Origin of the sequence: Nocardioides marmoribigeumensis (genome assembly GCF_031458325.1) — a bacterium.
In the GTDB taxonomy this organism is placed as follows: Bacteria; Actinomycetota; Actinomycetes; order Propionibacteriales; family Nocardioidaceae; genus Marmoricola_A; species Marmoricola_A marmoribigeumensis.
Genome location: NZ_JAVDYG010000001.1, coordinates 3,663,765 through 3,681,268, shown reverse-complemented (window position 1 = coordinate 3,681,268; position 17,504 = coordinate 3,663,765). Strand labels below are relative to the sequence as shown.

15 protein-coding genes are annotated in these 17,504 nt (G+C 72.0%); 4 read left to right on the top strand and 11 right to left on the bottom strand.

The genetic code is table 11. The features are described from left to right. The first annotated feature begins 84 nt into the window (after positions 1–84). The gene (gene kynU, locus J2S63_RS17475; protein ID WP_310304866.1) at positions 85–1,314 is read left to right on the top strand and encodes a kynureninase; all 1,230 of its coding nucleotides are present in this window, start codon (positions 85–87) and stop codon (positions 1,312–1,314) included. A gap of 104 nt (positions 1,315–1,418) precedes the next feature. Here the strand turns inward: kynU and sucD are convergent, their stop codons facing one another. The 5 genes from sucD to J2S63_RS17450 form a co-directional block, all read right to left on the bottom strand. Beyond that, positions 1,419–2,300: a succinate--CoA ligase subunit alpha gene (gene sucD, locus J2S63_RS17470; RefSeq protein WP_310304864.1), complete on the bottom strand. Its 882-nt coding sequence runs from the start codon at positions 2,298–2,300 to the stop codon at positions 1,419–1,421. 12 nt (positions 2,301–2,312) lie between these two features. Next, positions 2,313–3,476, bottom strand: a complete 1,164-nt coding sequence (sucC, locus tag J2S63_RS17465; protein ID WP_310304862.1) for an ADP-forming succinate--CoA ligase subunit beta — start codon at positions 3,474–3,476, stop codon at positions 2,313–2,315. A gap of 353 nt (positions 3,477–3,829) precedes the next feature. Continuing rightward, entirely contained in the window at positions 3,830–4,570 is a 741-nt protein-coding gene (locus J2S63_RS17460; RefSeq protein WP_310304859.1) for a succinate dehydrogenase/fumarate reductase iron-sulfur subunit, read from the bottom strand. Continuing rightward, on the bottom strand, positions 4,567–6,597 hold the full coding sequence (locus J2S63_RS17455) for a fumarate reductase/succinate dehydrogenase flavoprotein subunit (RefSeq protein ID WP_310304857.1): 2,031 nt from the start codon (positions 6,595–6,597) through the stop codon (positions 4,567–4,569). The genes J2S63_RS17460 and J2S63_RS17455 overlap by 4 nt, the downstream gene beginning before the upstream one ends. Positions 6,598–6,621: 24 nt before the next feature. Then, a complete protein-coding gene (locus J2S63_RS17450) occupies positions 6,622–7,323 on the bottom strand; it encodes a succinate dehydrogenase cytochrome b subunit (protein ID WP_310304855.1) in 702 nt (233 codons plus the stop codon). Between the two features lie 146 nt (positions 7,324–7,469). Between J2S63_RS17450 and J2S63_RS17445 the strand changes: the two genes are divergently transcribed. Next, a complete protein-coding gene (locus J2S63_RS17445; protein WP_310304853.1) occupies positions 7,470–8,132 on the top strand; it encodes a M23 family metallopeptidase in 663 nt (220 codons plus the stop codon). Positions 8,133–8,171: 39 nt separating this feature from the next. On the opposite strand, the gene pcrA is transcribed toward J2S63_RS17445, so the two are convergent. From pcrA to J2S63_RS17415, 6 genes are read right to left on the bottom strand one after another with little or no spacing between them, the layout of a single operon-like run. Further along, positions 8,172–10,613: a DNA helicase PcrA gene (gene pcrA / locus J2S63_RS17440; protein WP_310304851.1), complete on the bottom strand. Its 2,442-nt coding sequence runs from the start codon at positions 10,611–10,613 to the stop codon at positions 8,172–8,174. 45 nt (positions 10,614–10,658) lie between these two features. Continuing rightward, the gene (locus tag J2S63_RS17435; protein WP_310304849.1) at positions 10,659–11,567 is read right to left on the bottom strand and encodes a M15 family metallopeptidase; all 909 of its coding nucleotides are present in this window, start codon (positions 11,565–11,567) and stop codon (positions 10,659–10,661) included. Between the two features lie 5 nt (positions 11,568–11,572). Beyond that, positions 11,573–11,914, bottom strand: a complete 342-nt coding sequence (locus J2S63_RS17430; protein ID WP_310304847.1) for a hypothetical protein — start codon at positions 11,912–11,914, stop codon at positions 11,573–11,575. 4 nt (positions 11,915–11,918) lie between these two features. Continuing rightward, entirely contained in the window at positions 11,919–13,694 is a 1,776-nt protein-coding gene (locus tag J2S63_RS17425) for an NAD(P)H-binding protein (protein WP_310304845.1), read from the bottom strand. Positions 13,695–13,751: 57 nt separating this feature from the next. Beyond that, positions 13,752–14,402 carry a response regulator gene (locus tag J2S63_RS17420; RefSeq protein ID WP_310304843.1) on the bottom strand — a complete coding sequence of 217 codons (651 nt, stop codon included), beginning with the start codon at positions 14,400–14,402 and terminating at the stop codon, positions 13,752–13,754. Then, the gene (locus J2S63_RS17415) at positions 14,399–15,760 is read right to left on the bottom strand and encodes a PspC domain-containing protein (protein WP_310304841.1); all 1,362 of its coding nucleotides are present in this window, start codon (positions 15,758–15,760) and stop codon (positions 14,399–14,401) included. The genes J2S63_RS17420 and J2S63_RS17415 overlap by 4 nt, the downstream gene beginning before the upstream one ends. A gap of 142 nt (positions 15,761–15,902) precedes the next feature. Between J2S63_RS17415 and J2S63_RS17410 the strand changes: the two genes are divergently transcribed. Next, on the top strand, positions 15,903–17,183 hold the full coding sequence (locus J2S63_RS17410; protein WP_310304839.1) for a PspC domain-containing protein: 1,281 nt from the start codon (positions 15,903–15,905) through the stop codon (positions 17,181–17,183). A gap of 1 nt (position 17,184) precedes the next feature. Beyond that, positions 17,185–17,478, top strand: coding sequence for a hypothetical protein (locus J2S63_RS17405; protein WP_310304837.1), 294 nt, complete (start codon positions 17,185–17,187; stop codon positions 17,476–17,478). Positions 17,479–17,504 lie beyond the last annotated feature (26 nt).

The following is a 17,504-nucleotide window of genomic DNA, read 5'->3' as shown; positions in this document are numbered from 1 at the left end:
GCGGCACTCCGGCCCGTCGGGGGCCGACATCGGCGCCAGTGTCGGTCGTCCGCGGCTTGCGTCCCCCCGCGTTAGCGTGGCCCCATGACCCACCTCACCCGCGAGGACGCCGAGGCCCGTGACGCCGCCAGCCCGCTGCGCGGGCGGCGCGAGCTGTTCGACCTGCCCGACGGCGTCGTCTATCTGTGCGGCAACTCGCTGGGCGCCCTGCCCCGGCACGTGCCGGACCGGCTGGCGGCCGTCGTACGCCGGGAGTGGGGCAGCGAGCTGGTCCGGGGGTGGAACTCCGCCGACTGGACCCACCTCAACGCCCGCTGCGGGGCCCGCATCGCGCCGCTGATCGGCGCCGCCCCTGAGGACGTGACCGTGGGCGACTCCACCAGCGTCACGCTGTTCAAGGCGATGGTGGCCGCCGCGCGGCTGCGACCCGACCGGCGCGTGGTCGTGCTCGAGCCGACCACGTTCCCGACCGACGGCTACGTCGCCCAGGGCGTCGCGGCCTTGCTCGACCTCGAGCTGCGCTGGTGCGACCCGGCCGACCCGGCCGCGTCCCTCGACGAGGACGTCGCGGTCCTCGCCCTGACCCACGTGGACTTCCGTAGCGGCGCGATGTTCGACCTGCCCGGCCTGACCGCGGCCGCGCACGCCGTCGGCGCCGTCACGCTCTGGGACCTGTGCCATTCCACCGGCGCCGTGCCCGTCGACCTCGCCGCGGCCGACGCCGACCTCGCCGTCGGGTGCACCTACAAGTACCTCAACGGGGGCCCCGGCTCCCCCGCCTTCGTCTGGGCGGCCCCACGACTGCAGGACTCGTTGGACCAGCCGATCACCGGCTGGTGGGGCCACGCCGCACCGTTCGAGATGCACCGCGACTTCGAGCCCGCGCCCGGCATCCAGCGCATGGTCGTCGGCACCCCGCCCGTCCTGGCGCTGTCCGCCCTGGAGTCCGCGCTCGAGGTCTTCGACGGCGTCGCGACGGCCGACCTGCGGGCCGCCTCGCTGGCCCTGACCGACCACCTGGTCGAGCTGGTCGAGTCACGGGTCGACGGCTTCGAGCTGATCACCCCGCGCGAGCACGAGCGGCGCGGCAGCCAGGTCTCGTTCCGCCACCCCGACGCCTACGGCGTCGTGCAGGCGCTCATCGCCCGCGGGGTCGTGGGCGACTTCCGCACCCCCGACGTCGCCCGCTTCGGGGTCGCGCCGCTCTACGTCCGGCACGTCGACCTCTGGGACGCCGTCGAGCACCTGGTCACGGTGATGGAGAGCGAGGAGCACCTCGACCCGGCGTACGCCCGTCGTCTCGCGGTGACCTGACCCCGTGGCCGTCGTACCTGCGGGAGAACTGGCACTCCCCGAGCGAAGTTTCGCTCGGGGAGTGCCAAAGTCACTAGGTACCTAGTGAAACTGAACCCAGCGGGTCACAGGCTCTCGAGGATCTCCCGCATCAGCTGAGCGGTCTCCGACGGCGTCTTGCCGACCTTGACCCCGGCGGCCTCGAGGGCCTCCTTCTTGGCCTCGGCGGTGCCGGAGGAGCCGGAGACGATGGCGCCGGCGTGGCCCATCGTCTTGCCCTCGGGGGCGGTGAAGCCGGCGACGTAGCCGACGACCGGCTTGGTCACGTGGGCCTTGATGTAGTCCGCGGCCCGCTCCTCGGCGTCGCCACCGATCTCGCCGATCATCACGATCGCCTTGGTGTCGGGGTCGTTCTCGAAGGCCTCGAGGGCATCGATGTGCGTGGTGCCGATGACCGGGTCGCCGCCGATGCCGATGGCGGTGGTGAAGCCGTGGTCACGCAGCTCGAACATCATCTGGTAGGTCAGCGTGCCCGACTTGGACACCAGGCCGACCGGGCCCTTGCCCGCGATCGTGTGCGGCGTGATGCCGGCCAGCGACTCCTCCGGCGTGATGATGCCGGGGCAGTTCGGGCCGATCATGCGGGTGCTCTTGCCCTCGAGGTAGGCGAAGACCTCGGCGGTGTCCTGCACCGGGACGCCCTCGGTGATCACGACGAGGAGCTCGATGCCCGCGTCGATGGCCTCGATGCAGGCGTCCTTGGTGAACGCCGGGGGCACGAAGACGACCGACACGTTGGCGCCGGTCTCCTTCATCGCCTCCTCGACGGAGCCGAAGACCGGGAGGTCCTTGCCGCCGAGCTCGACGTTGGTGCCGGCCTTGCGGGCGTTGACGCCGCCGACGATGTTCGAGCCGGACTCGACCATCAAGGTGGTGTGCTTCGACCCCATGCCGCCCGTCATGCCCTGGACGATGATCTTGGAGTCCTTGTTGAGGTAGATCGACATTCTCTGCGGCCCTTACTTGTTCGCCAGCTCGGCGGCCTTGTCGGCCGCGCCGTCCATGGTGTCCACCACTGTCACGAGCGGGTGGTTGAGCTCCTCGAGGATCGCTCGCCCCTTGTCGACGTTGTTGCCGTCGAGGCGTACGACGAGCGGCTTGTTCTCCTCGTCGCCGAGGATCTCCAGCGCGCCCTTGATGCCGTTGGCGACCTCGTCGCAGGCGGTGATGCCGCCGAAGACGTTGACGAACACCGCTTTGACCTGCGGGTCGTTGAGGATCACGTCGAGACCGTCGGCCATCACCTGGGCGTTGGCACCGCCGCCGATGTCGAGGAAGTTGGCCGGCTTGACCCCGCCGTGCTTCTCACCGGCGTAGGCCACGACGTCGAGGGTGCTCATCACCAGGCCGGCGCCGTTGCCGATGATGCCGACCTGGCCGTCGAGCTTGACGTAGTTCAGGCCCTTGTCCTTGGCCTTCGCCTCCAGCGGGTCGGTCTCCTCGCGGATCTCGAAGCCGGCGTGGTCCTCGTGGCGGAAGTCGGCGTTGTCGTCGAGCGACACCTTGCCGTCGAGCGCCTCGAGCTTGTCGCCCTCGAGGCGGGCCAGCGGGTTGACCTCGACCAGGGTGGCGTCCTCCTCGACGAAGACCTTCCACAGGGCCTTGACCATGTCGACGGCCTGGTCGCGCAGCTCGGCCGGGAAGCCGGCCTCGTCGACGATCTCCTGGGCCTTGGCGTCGTCGACACCGGTGCCGGCGTCGATCGCGATCTTCTTCACCGCGTCGGGGTTGGTCTTGGCGACCTCCTCGATCTCCACGCCGCCCTCGACGCTGGCGATGCAGAGGTAGGAGCGGTTGGAGCGGTCGAGCAGGAACGAGAAGTAGTACTCCTCCACCGGCGGGGTGGCCGGGGTGACCAGCACCCGGTTGACCGGGAGGTCCTTGATGGTCAGCGCGAGGATCTGCTCGGCGTGGGCCTTGGCCTCGTCGGGGGTCTTGGCGATCTTGACGCCACCCGCCTTGCCGCGGCCACCGGCCTTCACCTGGGCCTTGATGACGGTGACGCCACCGATCTCCTCCGCGGCGGCCTTCGCGTCGTCGGCGGTCGTCACGACCTTCCCGAGCGTGGTCGTCACGCCGTGCTTGGCGAAGAGCTCCTTCGCTTGGTACTCCATCAGGTCCACGAGGTCTGCCTCTGTTCGTCAGTGTTCGTCAGTGTTCAGATGTGGGCCCGGAGCGGTCACGCCGGTGTCCGGGCCGTCTCCGACCCTAGCGCCGGGGGTCGGCCCGGGCACAGGCCTCCCCGGCAACCCCGACGCATCTCACACCGCCGCCCGACCCGGCCGGGCCCCGCCGGGACACCTGCCCGCCCGCAGGAGGTATCAATCGCGGGCAGCTGGGAAAATCTGCTCCAGCGTCCGCGCAGGTCGAGCCGCCCGCCGGGCCGGGCGTGCGCCCTGCGGACCGACCCGCCCGGACAGCTCGACGGGGGCCCGGCCTCCGGACCCCCGTCGCGTCGTACGTCGTCGCTCGCCGCTCAGGCGTGGCGCAGCGCCGTGCGCAGGTCCTTGTTGAGCTGGGAGATCACGTCGAGCGGGATCTCCTTGGGGCAGGCCGCGGCACACTCGCCGATGTTGGTGCAGCCGCCGAAGCCCTCCTCGTCGTGCTGGGCGACCATGCCCAGCACCCTCGTGTCACGCTCGGCCTGGCCCTGCGGGAGCTCGCCGAGGTGGGTGATCTTGGCGCCGAGGAACAGCGAGGCCGAGGCGTTGGGGCACGCCGCGACGCAGGCGCCGCACCCGATGCAGGTGGCGGCGTCGAACGCACGGTCGGCATGGGGCTTGGGCACGGGGGTCGAGTGGGCGTCCGGAGCGGCACCGGTGTTGACCGAGACGTAGCCGCCGGCCTGGATCATTCGGTCGAACGAGCCGCGGTCGACGCACAGGTCCTTGATCACCGGGAACGCCTCGGCCCGCCAGGGCTCGATGGTGATCGTGTCGCCGTCCTTGAACGACCGCATGTGCAGCTGGCAGGTCGTGGTGACCTCGGGGCCGTGGGCCTTGCCGTTGATCATCAGGCCGCACATGCCGCAGATGCCCTCGCGGCAGTCGCTGTCGAAGGCCACCGGCTCCTCGCCGTTGGTGTTGAGCTGCTCGTTGAGGACGTCGAGCATCTCGAGGAACGACATGTCCTCGGACACGTCGTCGACCTCGTAGGTGTGCATCGAGCCCTTCGTGGCGGCGTCGGGCTGACGCCAGATCTTGAGAGTGAGTCTCACTTGTAGCTCCGCTGCTTCATCTCGACGAACTCGTAGACCAGGTCCTCCTTGTGGAGGATCGGCATCCCCATGCGCGCGTCGGCGGGTCCGCCGTCGGCGCTCTCGCTGGTGTCCGGCACGAACTCCCAGGCCGCGACGTAGGCGTACTCGTCGTCGTGGCGCAGGGCCTCGCCGTCCTCGGTCTGCGACTCGGCCCGGAAGTGGCCGCCGCAGGACTCACGCCGATTGAGCGCGTCGATGCACATGAGCTCGCCGAGCTCCATGAAGTCCGCGACGCGACCCGCCCTCTCCAGGGACTGGTTGAGGGTGTCGGCGGCGCCGAGCACCTTGACGTTGTTCCAGAAGTCGGCGCGCAGGGTGCGGATGAGGTCGATCGCCTTCTTGAGGCCGTCCTCGGTGCGCTCCATGCCGCAGAACTCCCACATGATGTTGCCCAGCTCGCGGTGGTAGCTGTCGACGCTGCGGGTGCCGTTGATCGACAGGAAGCGGTTGATCCGCTCCTCCACCGACCGGCGCGCCTCGGCGACCGCGGGGTGGCTCTCGTCGATCTTCTCGAACGGCCCGTCGGCGAGGTAGTCGCGGATCGTGTTGGGCAGCACGAAGTAGCCGTCGGCCAGGCCCTGCATCAGCGCGGAGGCGCCGAGCCGGTTGGCCCCGTGGTCGGAGAAGTTGGCCTCACCGGCGACGAACAGGCCCTTGATCGAGGACTGCAGGTCGTAGTCGACCCACAGACCGCCCATCACGTAGTGCACGGCGGGGTAGATCCGCATCGGCGTCTCGTAGGGGTCCTCGCCGGTGATGCGGGCGTACATGTCGAAGAGGTTGCCGTACTTCGCCTCGACGGCCGGGCGGCCCATGCGCTGGATCGCGTCGGCGAAGTCGAGGTAGACCCCGCGGCGCACCCCCTCGACCTCGGGACCGACACCGCGGCCCTCGTCGCACATGTTCTTGGCCTGGCGAGAGGCGATGTCGCGCGGCACCAGGTTGCCGAACGAGGGGTAGATCCGCTCCAGGTAGTAGTCGCGGTCCTCCTCGGGGATCTCGCGGGGGTCCTTGTCGCAGTCGGCGGCGTTCTTCGGCACCCAGATGCGGCCGTCGTTGCGCAGCGACTCGCTCATCAAGGTCAGCTTGGACTGGTGCGAGCCCGAGACCGGGATGCACGTCGGGTGGATCTGCGTGTAGCAGGGGTTGGCCATGTAGGCGCCCTTGCGGTGCGCACGCCACGACGCGGTGACGTTGGAGCCCATCGCGTTGGTGGAGAGGAAGAAGACGTTGCCGTAGCCACCGGAGGCCAGGACGACCACGTCGGCCAGGTGGGTCTCGATCTCGCCGGTCACCAGGTCACGGGCGATGATGCCGCGCGCGGTGCCGTCGACCACGATCAGCTCGAGCATCTCGTGGCGGGAGTACGTCGTCACCGTGCCGGCCGCGACCTGCCGCTCGAGCGCCTGGTAGGCACCGATCAGCAGCTGCTGGCCCGTCTGGCCCCGGGCGTAGAAGGTGCGGGACACCTGGACGCCACCGAACGAGCGGTTGTCGAGCAGGCCGCCGTACTCCCTGGCGAACGGGACGCCCTGCGCGACGCACTGGTCGATGATGTTCGCGCTGACCTCGGCCAGGCGGTAGACGTTGGACTCGCGGCTGCGGTAGTCCCCGCCCTTCACCGTGTCGTAGAACAGGCGGTAGACGGAGTCGCCGTCGCCCTTGTAGTTCTTGGCCGCGTTGATGCCGCCCTGGGCGGCGATCGAGTGGGCCCGGCGCGGGGAGTCCTGGTAGAAGAAGGACTTCACCTCGTAGCCCTGCTCGCCCATCGTGGCCGCCGCAGCGCCACCGGCCAGGCCGGTGCCCACGACGATCACGCTGAGCTTGCGACGGTTGGCCGGGTTGACCAGGCGGTTGTCGAACTGGTGCTTGGTCCAGCGCTCGGCGATCGGGCCGGCCGGCGCCTTGGTGTCGGCGACCGGGGTGCCCTCGAGGAAGTAACCCTCGGCGTCCCCCGAGCCCGGACGGGTCTGGTGGTCAGTCATGCGTTGCTCCCGGGTCTGGGTCGGTCAGTCGACGATGCCGAACAGGACGGACAGGGGGACGAGCGCGAACCCGCCGGCGACGACGGTCGCGAGGGCGTAGCCGAGCAGGTTCCAGCGGCGCTGCTTCTCCACCGTGCCAGTCAGGCCCAAGGTCTGGGCGGCACTGAACACGCCGTGGCGCAGGTGCATCGCCAGGGCGACCATCGCGGCCAGGTAGATCACCGCGACCCACCACTGCTCGGGCTGGAAGGCGTTGACCAGCCGCTGGTAGGGGCTGTCGGAGTCGCCGCCCGGGGTCACGGTGCGGGTGGTGAAGTTGAGGATGTGGAACACGATGAAGAGCAGCAGCGCCGTGCCGCCCCACCGCATCGTGCGGCTGGACCAGGACGCCTGGACCGCCTTCTGGACGACGTAGCGCTGGGGACGCGCGCCGCGCGCACGGGCCCACAGCTTGTACGCCGCGGTCGCGTGGACGGCGACCGAGACCAGGAGCACGACACGGATGATCCACAGCAGGCCGGCGTGCGGGAGGATCGGCTGACCGATCTCGCGCAGGTGCTCGGCGTAGCCGTCGAAGGACGCCTGGCCGGCGAAGACCTTGAGGTTGCCGTACATGTGGAGCAGCACGTAGGCGACGAAGACCAGGCCGGTCAGCGCCATTGCCAGCTTCCAGACGATCGTGGAGGACCGCGCCCGAGCGGCCGGGGACTTGGTGGTGGTCGTCACTCTCGACAGGTTAGTGCGAGGGTGCCGCACTGCGGAGCACCTGGGGTGTGTGAGATCTCGCACCGATCCGTCCTCGACACCGCGCCACCGCCCGTCTTGTCGTCAACCGCGGGACTCGAAGCGCCCGGATCGGGGACAATCGGGGGGTGAGCCCCACCGCTGCCCGACCCGCGCGCCGACGCGTGCCGCTGGCGGTCGCCTCCGTCGCGTGCGCGGCGCTGGCCCTGGCGGCCGCCGGCCCCAGCGCCACGGCGTCACCGGGCGAGGACTCCTCCGGCGCCGGGCTCGCGACGACGGGCGGCGCAGGCCCCAGCGCGTACGCCGGCACGACCCGCCAGGCGCGCGAGGCCAACGCCGCCATCGCCAAGCTCGCGGCGAGCGCCGAGGACGCGGCCAAGAAGCTCGCCAAGGACGCGTGGGTGCTGCCGGTCTCGGGCTACCGCCTGACCGCGCGGTTCGGGCAGTGCAGCGGCCTGTGGTCGCACTGCCACACCGGCCTCGACTTCGCCGCCCCCTCCGGGACCCCGATCAAGGCTGTGGCCGGCGGCACCATCACCCAGGTCGGCTGGGCCGGCGCCTACGGCAACCGGACCGTCGAGACGCTCAAGGACGGCACCGAGCTGTGGTACTGCCACCAGTCGGCGATCGGGGTCCGCCCGGGGCAGACGGTGTTCTCCGGCCAGGAGATCGGGCTGGTCGGCGCCACCGGCAACACCACCGGCCCCCACCTGCACCTCGAGGTCCGCCCCGGCGCCGGCGACCCCGTCGACCCCTACCAGGCGCTGGTCTTCCACGGCGTCACGCCGTAGCCCCGCCCGGCCACCTCGGCAACCGCGCGCGTGTCGGGCTCAGAGCTTCTCGACCGGCGCGTAGCGCAGGAGGAGCCGCTTGACCCCGTCGGAGCCGAAGTCGATCGAGGCGACCGCCTTGTCGGCCGCGCCCTCGACGGCCACGACCGTGCCCATGCCGAACGAGTCGTGGGTGACCCGGTCCCCCGGCGAGAGGCTGGGGACCTCGCGCTTCTGGCCCCGGGCCTCGGCGTCGGCCTTGGCGCTGGCGCTGCCGAAGCGGCGGGTCGGCAGCTGCGGCATGACCGACCGGTTCCACGAGGACTGCTCGGCGGCGGTGCGCCGCCAGTCCATGACCTCGTCGGGGAGCTCGTCGAGGAACCGCGAGGCGGGGTTGTGGGCCGGTGCGCCCCAGGCGGAGCGGACCAGGGCGCGGGAGACGTAGAGGCGCTGCTCGGCGCGGGTGAGGCCGACGTAGGCCAGCCGGCGCTCCTCCTCGAGCTCGGTGCGGTCGCCCAGCGAGCGCTGGTGGGGGAAGACGCCGTCCTCGAGCCCGGTCAGGAAGACGACGGGGAACTCCAGCCCCTTGGCGGTGTGCAGGGTCATCAACGTGACGACCCCGAGGCTCTCGTCGTCCTGGTCGGGGATCTGGTCGGAGTCGGCCACCAGGGAGACGCGCTCGAGGAACTCGGGCACGCCGGGGCGCGCCGGAGTCAGGTCGGCCGGGTCGTCGGAGGGCGGCGGGACCGGCTCGTCGGCGAACTCGCGCGCCACGGCGACCAACTCGGCGAGGTTGTCCAGCCGGGTCTCGTCCTGGGGGTCCTCGGACTCCTCCAGCGCGGCGAGGTAGCCGCTGCGCGCCAGCGTCGCCTCGAGCACGACGTCGGCCCGCTCCCCCGCGTCGACCATCGACTGGAGCTCCTCGACCATCGCGACGAAGCCCGCGATGCAGGTCACCGAGCGGGTCGCGATGCCGGGGGCGTCCTCGGCGTGCTGCAGGGCCTCGAAGAAGGTCGTGCCGTCGCGACGGGCCATCGCCTCGACGCAGGCGATCGCCCGGTCGCCGATGCCGCGCTTGGGCTCGTTGACCACCCGGCGCAGGCTGATCTCGTCGTCGGTGTTGGCCAGCATGCGGAGGTAGGCGATCGCGTCGCGGACCTCCTTGCGCTCGTAGAAGCGCACCCCACCGACGACCTTGTAGGGCATGCCGGTGCGGATGAACACCTCCTCGAACACGCGGGACTGTGCGTTGGTGCGGTAGAACACCGCGACGTCGCCGGGCCTGGCCGCCTTGGCGTCGGTGAGGGTGTCGATCTCCTTGGCGACGAACCGCGCCTCGTCGTGCTCGTCGTCGGCGACGTAGCCCACGATGGGCTCGCCGCGGCCCTGGTCGGACCAGAGGTTCTTGGGCTTGCGGCCCTGGTTGCGGCTGATCACCGCGTTGGCGGCGCTGAGGATGTTCTGGGTCGAGCGGTAGTTCTGCTCGAGCAGGATCGTGCGCGACTGGGGGAAGTCCTCCTCGAAGTCGAGGATGTTGCGGATGTTGGCCCCGCGGAAGGCGTAGATCGACTGGTCGGCGTCGCCGACGACCATGAGCTCGGCCGGCCCGACGGCGTCGGGGTCCGAGCCGGCGTCGTACGCCGACGGGTCCTCGGCGCAGAGCTCGCGGACGAGGGCGTACTGCGCGTGGTTGGTGTCCTGGTACTCGTCGACGAGCACGTGGCGGAAGCGTCGCCGGTAGGTCTCACGCACGTCGGGGAACGCCTGGAGCAGGTGGACCGTCGTCATGATGAGGTCGTCGAAGTCCATGGCGTTGGCCGACTTGAGCCGCTGCTGGTAGAGCGAGTAGGCCTCGGCGTAGGTGCGCTCCAGGTCGTTGTCGGCCCGGGCGGCGGCGGACTCGTGGTCGACCAGGTCGTTCTTGTGGTTGGACACCCAGTGCAGGACCGCGTTGGGCGGGTAGCGCTTGGGGTCGAGCTCGAGGTCCTTGCACACCAGCGCCATGAGCCGCTTCTGGTCGGCGGCGTCGTAGATCGAGAACCCGGACTTGTAGCCGAAGCGCTCGACCTCCTTGCGCAGGATGCGCACGCACGCGGAGTGGAAGGTCGAGACCCACATGATCTTGGCGCGCCCGCCGACCAGGTCCTCGACCCGGGCGCGCATCTCGGCGGCGGCCTTGTTGGTGAAGGTGATCGCCAGGATCGAGCCGGGGTGGGCCTTGCGCTCGGAGATCAGCCAGGCGATGCGGCGGGTGAGCACGCGGGTCTTGCCCGAGCCGGCGCCGGCGACGACCAGCAGCGGCGCGCCCTCGTGGACGACTGCCTCCCGCTGGGGCTCGTTGAGCCCCTCCAGCAGCTGGTCGGCGGTGACCCGGGGCCTGCGGCGCGGCCGCTCCTCGAGGTCGGACCCGGCGTCGGACGCCGGGAACAGCGCATCGGCGTCGGGATCCGTGAGGGACTGCCTCGCCGAGTCGGACCGGGCTGGGATGGGGAATGAAGTCATGTCCGGCTCAGCCTATGTCGCTGCGCCGACAGGTCGGCGCAGGTGTCAGCGCCCGTCGGCGGAGAAGTGCATCGGGTCGTGGACGGTCGAGAACGTCCCGCCCCAGGTCCAGCCGACCGCGGAGAAGGCACGGGTCACCGGCCCTCCCGGGAGCACCATGCCGGGACGTCGCCAGGAGCGGTCGAGGTACGACGACGCGAGCTCGGGCAGCACCAGGTCGGAGCCGTCGCGGGTGTAGGGGTTCATGAACGGGTCGACGTCGACGGCCAGCCCGTAGGCGTGCGCGGACCACGAGGTCGAGCCCCGCGTCGCGCGGCAGGCGTAGGCGGCGGTGTTGTTGCCGTCGCCGGTCGGCGGTGCGACGAGGTCGGCCTGGGTCACCACCCGCATCTGCTCGATCGGGAACCGCGCGGCGAACAGCCGCCGGAACACCTCGACGACCTCGCCCGCGACGTCGGCGCGGACCACCAGCTGCCCCGTGTGGAGCTCCCCGTCGAACCCGTGGAAGGCCAGGTCCAGCAGCCGCAGGTCCCCCAGCGCCACGGGGCAGCCCGGGGACCAGGCGAGCTCGAGCCGTCGCGCCAGCGCAGGGGTCATCGTCCGCGAGGAGGAGTGGAACCGTCCGTCGGTGGGCCCGGGGAGGGCGTCGGTGGTGGCCAGGCGGCGCACCCTGAGCTCCGGCGGGGTGGGGCGTACGACGCCGAAGCCGTCCGGCCGGCGCGGGAGCACGTGGGCGCCGACCTGCCAGGTGTCGAGGACGGGTCGCCGGGTCGGGGTCGTGCGCGAGGGTCGCGAGGTCGCGGACGTGGCGGGAGGCCGGTGCGACGGGCGCGGCGCGGCGGAAGAGGGGGAGCTCGACGTGGCCGTGCGGGGCTCGAGCGGCGACCCGGAGCCGCAGGCCGCCAGGACGAGCGCCAGGCCGAGGCCGGGGAGGGCGAGGGCGGCCCGGCGCATCGGGGCTACCAGGCCAGGGCGATGACCGCGTTGACCAGCTCGAGCCCGACCAGGCCCCAGAACAGGCCGGTGGGGATGCTCGGCTTGCGCCGGTTGGCGTGGGCCAGGCCCACGACGACCAGGGCGACGAGCAGCTTGATGCCGATCTTGACGTGGTTGACGGCCTCGTCGCCGGACTCCAGCACGCCGACGAGGAGCAGGCCGGTGACGAGCTGGGTGGTCGCCCCGTGGGCGATGACCGCGTCGACGACCTTGGTGGGCCGGTTGAGCTGGCGCAGCAGGCCGAACGCCACGGCCGCGAGGCCGAGGAGGTGGAACACCAGCAGGACGGCCTCGAGGATCTTCACGGCGTCAGCGTAGCCAGCGGCGCAGCAGCCCCGGAGCGGTGGTGGGGGCTTCCACGGCCGCCGACACGGCGCGCACCGCGCGGGGCTGGTGCCGCGCGACCTCGGCGCGGGCGCCGCGGGTCTGCTCGGGCACGACGTCGGCGAAGACGGGCGGGAGGTAGCGCAGCATCAGGGTGGACCAGGTGAGGTGGGTCAGGACCGGCGCCTGGAGCCCGTTGCTGGCGCGTCGCTGGGCCCCCCAGAGCAGGCCCATGAGGCCGGCTGCGAAGACCAGCATCGGGTTGCGCGTCGGGATCGTGGCGACCATGTAGACACCGGTGCTGGTCAGCGTGGGGTGCAGGTCCTGCAGGGCGGCGTAGACCGCGCCGCGGAAGAAGATCTCCTCGGCGACCCCGTTGGACAGGGTGGTGAGGTAGAGCAGCTTCTCGTCGCCCTCGTCGGCGAACTGGAGGACGGTGGCAACCGCCTTGCCCAGCGGCGGCACGAGCTTGACGACGTGGGCGCCGACGTAGAAGACGCCGAAGGCACCCGCGCCGGTGAGGATCGGGGTGATGATCGGGCGATTGAGCGACCGGTCCTGCAGCTGGATCCAGCCCAGGTGGAGGGGGCCGGAGGCCAGCCCCCCGGCGGTGTAGATGCCGGCGGTGGCGAGCGTGGCGCCGTAGAACGCCTTCGAGCCGGGCTTGGTGCTCAGGCCGTAGCCGAGCAGGCCCGCACCGACCAGGGACGTGCCGGCGACCACCCGGCGCCGGTGCCGGCGTACGGCGTCGGACTCCTCGTGCCGGATCGGCACCTTGTAGGACAGGGACATCGGGAGCTTGGCGCGCAGGCGCGCCTTCCACCCGCTGGCCTGGGCGAGCTCGCGCTCGCGCTCCTCGAAGGCCTCCCCGATCGCCTCGTCGAAGGTGCGCAGGTCCAGCGGGACCAGCCGCTCGAGCGTGTGGTCGTTGACCACGACCTCGTTGACCATCGAGTCGACCAGGGAGCGGCCGGCGGCGGTATCGACGTCGGTGACCAGGTTGAGCCAGTGCGAGGACAGGTGGGGCGAGAGGACGGGGACCGGCAGGACGAGGATGGTGCGGCCCTGGTGGCGTGCGACGCGGCGCATCATCTCGGCGTAGGACAGCACGTCGGGGCCGCCCACCTCGAGCGGTCGGCCGGAGGTCTCGGGCACGTCGAGGACGGCGACGAGGTAGCGGACGACGTCGCTCAGGGCGACCGGCTGGGTGCGCGTCCTGACCCAGCGCGGGGTGATCATCATCGGGAGCCGCTCGACGAGCTGGCGGGTCATCTCCCACGACAGCCCGTCGTGGCCGATGACGATGCCGGCCCGCAGCGAGGTGACGGGCACCCCGGCGTCGCCGAGGTGCTTCTCCACCTCGCGACGGCTGCGCAGGTGGGCCGAGAGGATGTCCTCGTCGGAGCCGAGGCCGCCGAGGTAGACGATGCGCCGGACCCCGGCCTCGGCCGCCGCCCGGCCGAACGCCTGGGCCGCCTCGCGGTCGAGCCGCTCGAAGTCGGGCGAGTCCAGCGAGTGCACGAGGTAGTACGCCGCGTCGACGCCCTTGAGCGCGTCGGTGAGCGTCGAGGCGTCGTGGACGTCGCCGAACACCGCCTCACCCGGCCCCGAGTAGGTCTCGGGGTGGCGGGTCATCGCGCGCACCTCGTAGCCCTTGTCCTCCAGCGCGGGGCACAGGCGCCGGCCGACGAAGCCGGTCGCGCCGGCGACCAGGACGGTGCGGATCTGGTCGGTGGACTGGTGCGCGCTCCCCGGACTCATGGCCTCACGCTAGTGGGAGGCGGCAACCGCTCGACCGGGCCGGGCAGGCGTGAGGTCTCAGAGCAGACGGCGGTCGCTGGCCCAGCGGGTGAGCTCGTGACGCGAGGACAGCTGGAGCTTGCGCAGGACGCTGGAGACGTGGGTCTCGACGGTCTTGACCGAGATGAACAACTCGGAGGCGACCTCCTTGTAGGCATAGCCCCGCGCGATCAGCCGCATCACCTCGCGCTCCCGCTCGGTGAGCCGGTCGAGGTCCTCGTCGACCTGGGCGACGGCGATCGAGCCGGCGAAGGCGTCCAGCACGAAGCCGGCCAGGCGCGGCGAGAACACCGCGTCGCCGATCGAGACCCGGTCGATGGCGTCGACCAGCTCGGGCCCGGTGATGGTCTTGGTGACGTAGCCCCGGGCGCCGCCCCGGATCGTGCCGATCACGTCCTCGGCCGCGTCGGAGACCGACAGCGCCAGGAAGCGGGTGTCCGGGCAGCGCGGCGCGGCGCGGCGCATCACCTCGACTCCCCCGCCGCCGGGCAGGTGCACGTCGAGCAGCACGACGTCGGGCTGGTGGGCGCGGACCTGCTCGACCGCGGAGTCGACGTCCTCGGCCTCGGCGACCACCGTCACGCGAGCGGGGTACGACGCGAGCTCGGCCCGCACACCGGAGCGGAACATGGCGTGGTCGTCGACGACCACCACGGTCACCGGGCTCATCGGGTCTCCTCCTGGTCGTGGGCCTGCTCGGGAACCTGCTGCTGGGGCTGGGTGCGGACCGGCATCGAGAGCCGGACCTCGGTGCCACCCTCGGGGGAACTGCGGACCTCGGCGCTGCCGCCGTGGCGCTCCATGCGGCCGATGACGCTGCCCCGGACACCCTGCCGGTCCTGGGGCACGGCCGCCAGGTCGAACCCCCGGCCCCGGTCGCGGACGAACACCTCCACGTGGTCGCCGGCCATCTCGGCGTAGACGTCGACCCGCGGTGCACCGGAGTGGCGCACGGCGTTGAGCACGGCCTCGCGGGTCGCGCCGACCAGCGGGACGAGCTCGGCCGTCGTGGGCCGGTCGCCCACCGTGACGACCTCGACCGGCACGCCGTGCAGGTCCTCGGCCTCGGCCGCCACCGCACTCAGCGAGGCGGCGAGCGTGCCCTCGGGAGCCGCCTGGTCGCCGTACAGCCACTGCCGGAGGTCGCGCTCCTGCGCGCGGGCGAGGCGGGCGACCGTCGGCGGGTCCCCGGAGCTGCGCTGGATCATCGCGAGGGTCTGGAGCACGGAGTCGTGCAGGTGCGCGGCGACGTCCGCCCGCTCCTGGGTGCGGATGCGCTCGGCGCGCTCGTCGGTGAGCTCGGAGGCCAGGCTGAACAGCCACGGGCCGAGCACGATCGCCAGGCCTCCCATGCCGAGGATCCCGGCGACCACCATGTCGCGGGCGACGGTGACCTGGCCGGACTGGGCGGCGAAGATGACCAGCGCCGTGACCAGCAGGCCGGCCCCGGCGACCAGGCGCGCCCAGGCCGCGGCGCCGCCGCTGCCGAGCAGGATGCGGGCGATCCCGACGCGCTCGCCCGCGTGGCGCCACCGCTCGCGCTGGGCCTCGTCGGCCTGCAGCCAGAGGACGGAGACACCAAGGACGGCGAAGGCGCCGGGCCAGAGCAGGTGCAGGCTGCCGGTCGCGACGTCGGTGAGCCCGGCGACGCCGAAGACCACCGCGGCCAGCGCGAGGAGGATGCCGGTGTCGCGGCGACGTGAGTCGGGGCGCCCCGGTCGCAGGCCCCTGCGGGTGGCGGACTCGAGACCCGGGCTGGAGGGCTCGGGCCGGTTGTCCATCGGCAGCATCACCCACAGCGCCAGGTAGAGCACGAGCCCGAACGCCGCCAGCGTGGAGAGCACGAAGAAGCCGCGGACCAGCACCGGGTCGACGCCCAGGTGCTCCGCGAGCCCCCCGGCCACGCCGCCGAGGTAGCTGTCGCGACGGCTGCGGTGCGCCTTGCGCGGCACCCACACCGGCGAGCCCGCCGAGCCCGCCGGGCCGGAGGCCGGGGGCTGGTGGGTGGTCTGGCTCGTCTGCTCCATCGGCTCAATCGTCGCAGAGCGCGAGCCCCTGACCCATGAGTGGCGACCCTGACCTCACCCTGAGTCCGTGGCATCCTCCCCCGGGCAGGATCAGGGGCGTCACCGATGGTGCGCACGCGTAGGGAAGGGCCACGGTGGAGCCATGAACGAGACGGTCACCCCTCCTCCCCCCTCGCCGCCCGGCACCCCGCCTCCCCCGCCGCCGGGCGACCGGTCGGGCCCTCCGCCCGGTCCGGGTGGGGACGGACCGCGCGACGGGATGAACACCGCGGCGCTCGGCGACTACCGGGCGCTGCGCCGCAGCGTCACCGAGCGCAAGGTCGCGGGCGTCGCGGGCGGGCTGGCCCGCCACCTCGACGTCGACCCGCTGCTCGTGCGGGTGATCTTCGTCGTCCTGACGTTCTTCGGCGGCTCGGGCATCCTGCTGTACGCCGCGCTGTGGCTGCTGGTGCCCGACGAGCGGGACGGCCACGTGGTGGTGCCGAGCGACGACTCCACGCGCAACGTCCTGGTGATCGTCGCCCTCGTCGTCGCCGCGCTGATCGCCCTGACCACGGGGGTCGGCGGGGACAGCGGCGGCGTGTGGTTCCTCGGCGTGCTCGCGGTCGGTGCACTGGCCTTCCACCTCGTCCGGCAGTCGCGGCGCGAGCAGCGGGCGACCTGGACCGGTGCGACCGGTGCACCCGGGGTGACCGGTGCGGGCGGTCCTGAGCAGCCGTCGTACGACGCCCCGGCTCCCGCCTTCACCGGCCGCTACGACCGGGCGACGGGCACCTGGCGCCCCGCGCCGGCGTACCCCCCGGCGCGCCGGCGCCGCGGCCCCCTGCTGTTCATGCCGACGCTCGCCCTGGTGGCGCTCGGTCTCGGTGTGCTGGGGCTGCTCGACAGCAACGGCCACGCCGTGCCCGACGCGGGCTACGCCGCCCTCGCCCTGGCGATCGTGGGCGGGATGCTCGTGGTCGGCTCGTTCTTCGGGCGGGCCGGTGGGCTGGTCCTGCTCGGTCTGGTCTCCCTCGTCGCGCTCGGTGCGACCGCGGTCGGCGAGCCGACCTACCACGGCTCGCGCGACGTCACGGTCCGCCCGACCACGACGAGCCAGCTGAGGTCGAGCTACTCGGTCCCCGCCGGCCGCATCGAGATCGACCTCACCGACCTGAGCGAGCCGTCGGCCCTGGCGGGCCGCACGATCAGCGCCGACGTCAACGCCGGCGAGATCGTGGTGATCGTGCCGGGCGACGTCGACGTCGACGTGGACGCCGAGGTCCGCTACGGCGGCGCGATCGACACCCCCGACGGCCTGACCCACGACGGGTGGGGCACCGACGTGCGGCGCACCTACGAGGGCCCGCCGAGCGTCACCGGCGCTCCGCTGACGCTCCACCTGGACGCGGCCTTCGGCCACATCGACGTGAGGAGGGGCTGACATGCCCGAGCACGAGGAGACCACCCCGCTCGAGGCCGAGGACACGACCGTCCTCGGGCAGTGGCAGAGCCACGAGGTCGAGCCGGACGACGAGCGGCACCCCGGCTTCCACCCGCTGCAGACCGGCTACCTGGTGGTGGGGCTGCTCGCCGTCGGCGTCGCCCTGCTGTGGCTGCTCACCGACCAGGGGGTGATGCAGGTCGGGGACGGCGGCGTCGCCTTCTCGATCGTCCTGGTCATCGCCGGGGCGGTCGGCCTGGTCGCCAGCCTGGGCAGGGCCCTGCGCAGAAACTGAGACGCGCGGGAAGCACGTCCTTCCTA

What these genes read in the sequence shown, in the direction of transcription:
- kynU (WP_310304866.1), top strand. Translation starts at nt 85, where the DNA reads ATGACCCACCTCACCCGCGAGGACGCCGAGGCCCGTGACGCCGCCAGC.
- sucD (WP_310304864.1), bottom strand. Translation starts at nt 2,300, where the DNA reads ATGTCGATCTACCTCAACAAGGACTCCAAGATCATCGTCCAGGGCATG.
- J2S63_RS17455 (WP_310304857.1), bottom strand. Translation starts at nt 6,597, where the DNA reads ATGACTGACCACCAGACCCGTCCGGGCTCGGGGGACGCCGAGGGTTAC.
- pcrA (WP_310304851.1), bottom strand. Translation starts at nt 10,613, where the DNA reads ATGACTTCATTCCCCATCCCAGCCCGGTCCGACTCGGCGAGGCAGTCC.
- J2S63_RS17435 (WP_310304849.1), bottom strand. Translation starts at nt 11,567, where the DNA reads ATGCGCCGGGCCGCCCTCGCCCTCCCCGGCCTCGGCCTGGCGCTCGTC.
- J2S63_RS17425 (WP_310304845.1), bottom strand. Translation starts at nt 13,694, where the DNA reads ATGAGTCCGGGGAGCGCGCACCAGTCCACCGACCAGATCCGCACCGTC.
- J2S63_RS17420 (WP_310304843.1), bottom strand. Translation starts at nt 14,402, where the DNA reads ATGAGCCCGGTGACCGTGGTGGTCGTCGACGACCACGCCATGTTCCGC.
- J2S63_RS17415 (WP_310304841.1), bottom strand. Translation starts at nt 15,760, where the DNA reads ATGGAGCAGACGAGCCAGACCACCCACCAGCCCCCGGCCTCCGGCCCG.
- J2S63_RS17410 (WP_310304839.1), top strand. Translation starts at nt 15,903, where the DNA reads ATGAACGAGACGGTCACCCCTCCTCCCCCCTCGCCGCCCGGCACCCCG.
- J2S63_RS17405 (WP_310304837.1), top strand. Translation starts at nt 17,185, where the DNA reads ATGCCCGAGCACGAGGAGACCACCCCGCTCGAGGCCGAGGACACGACC.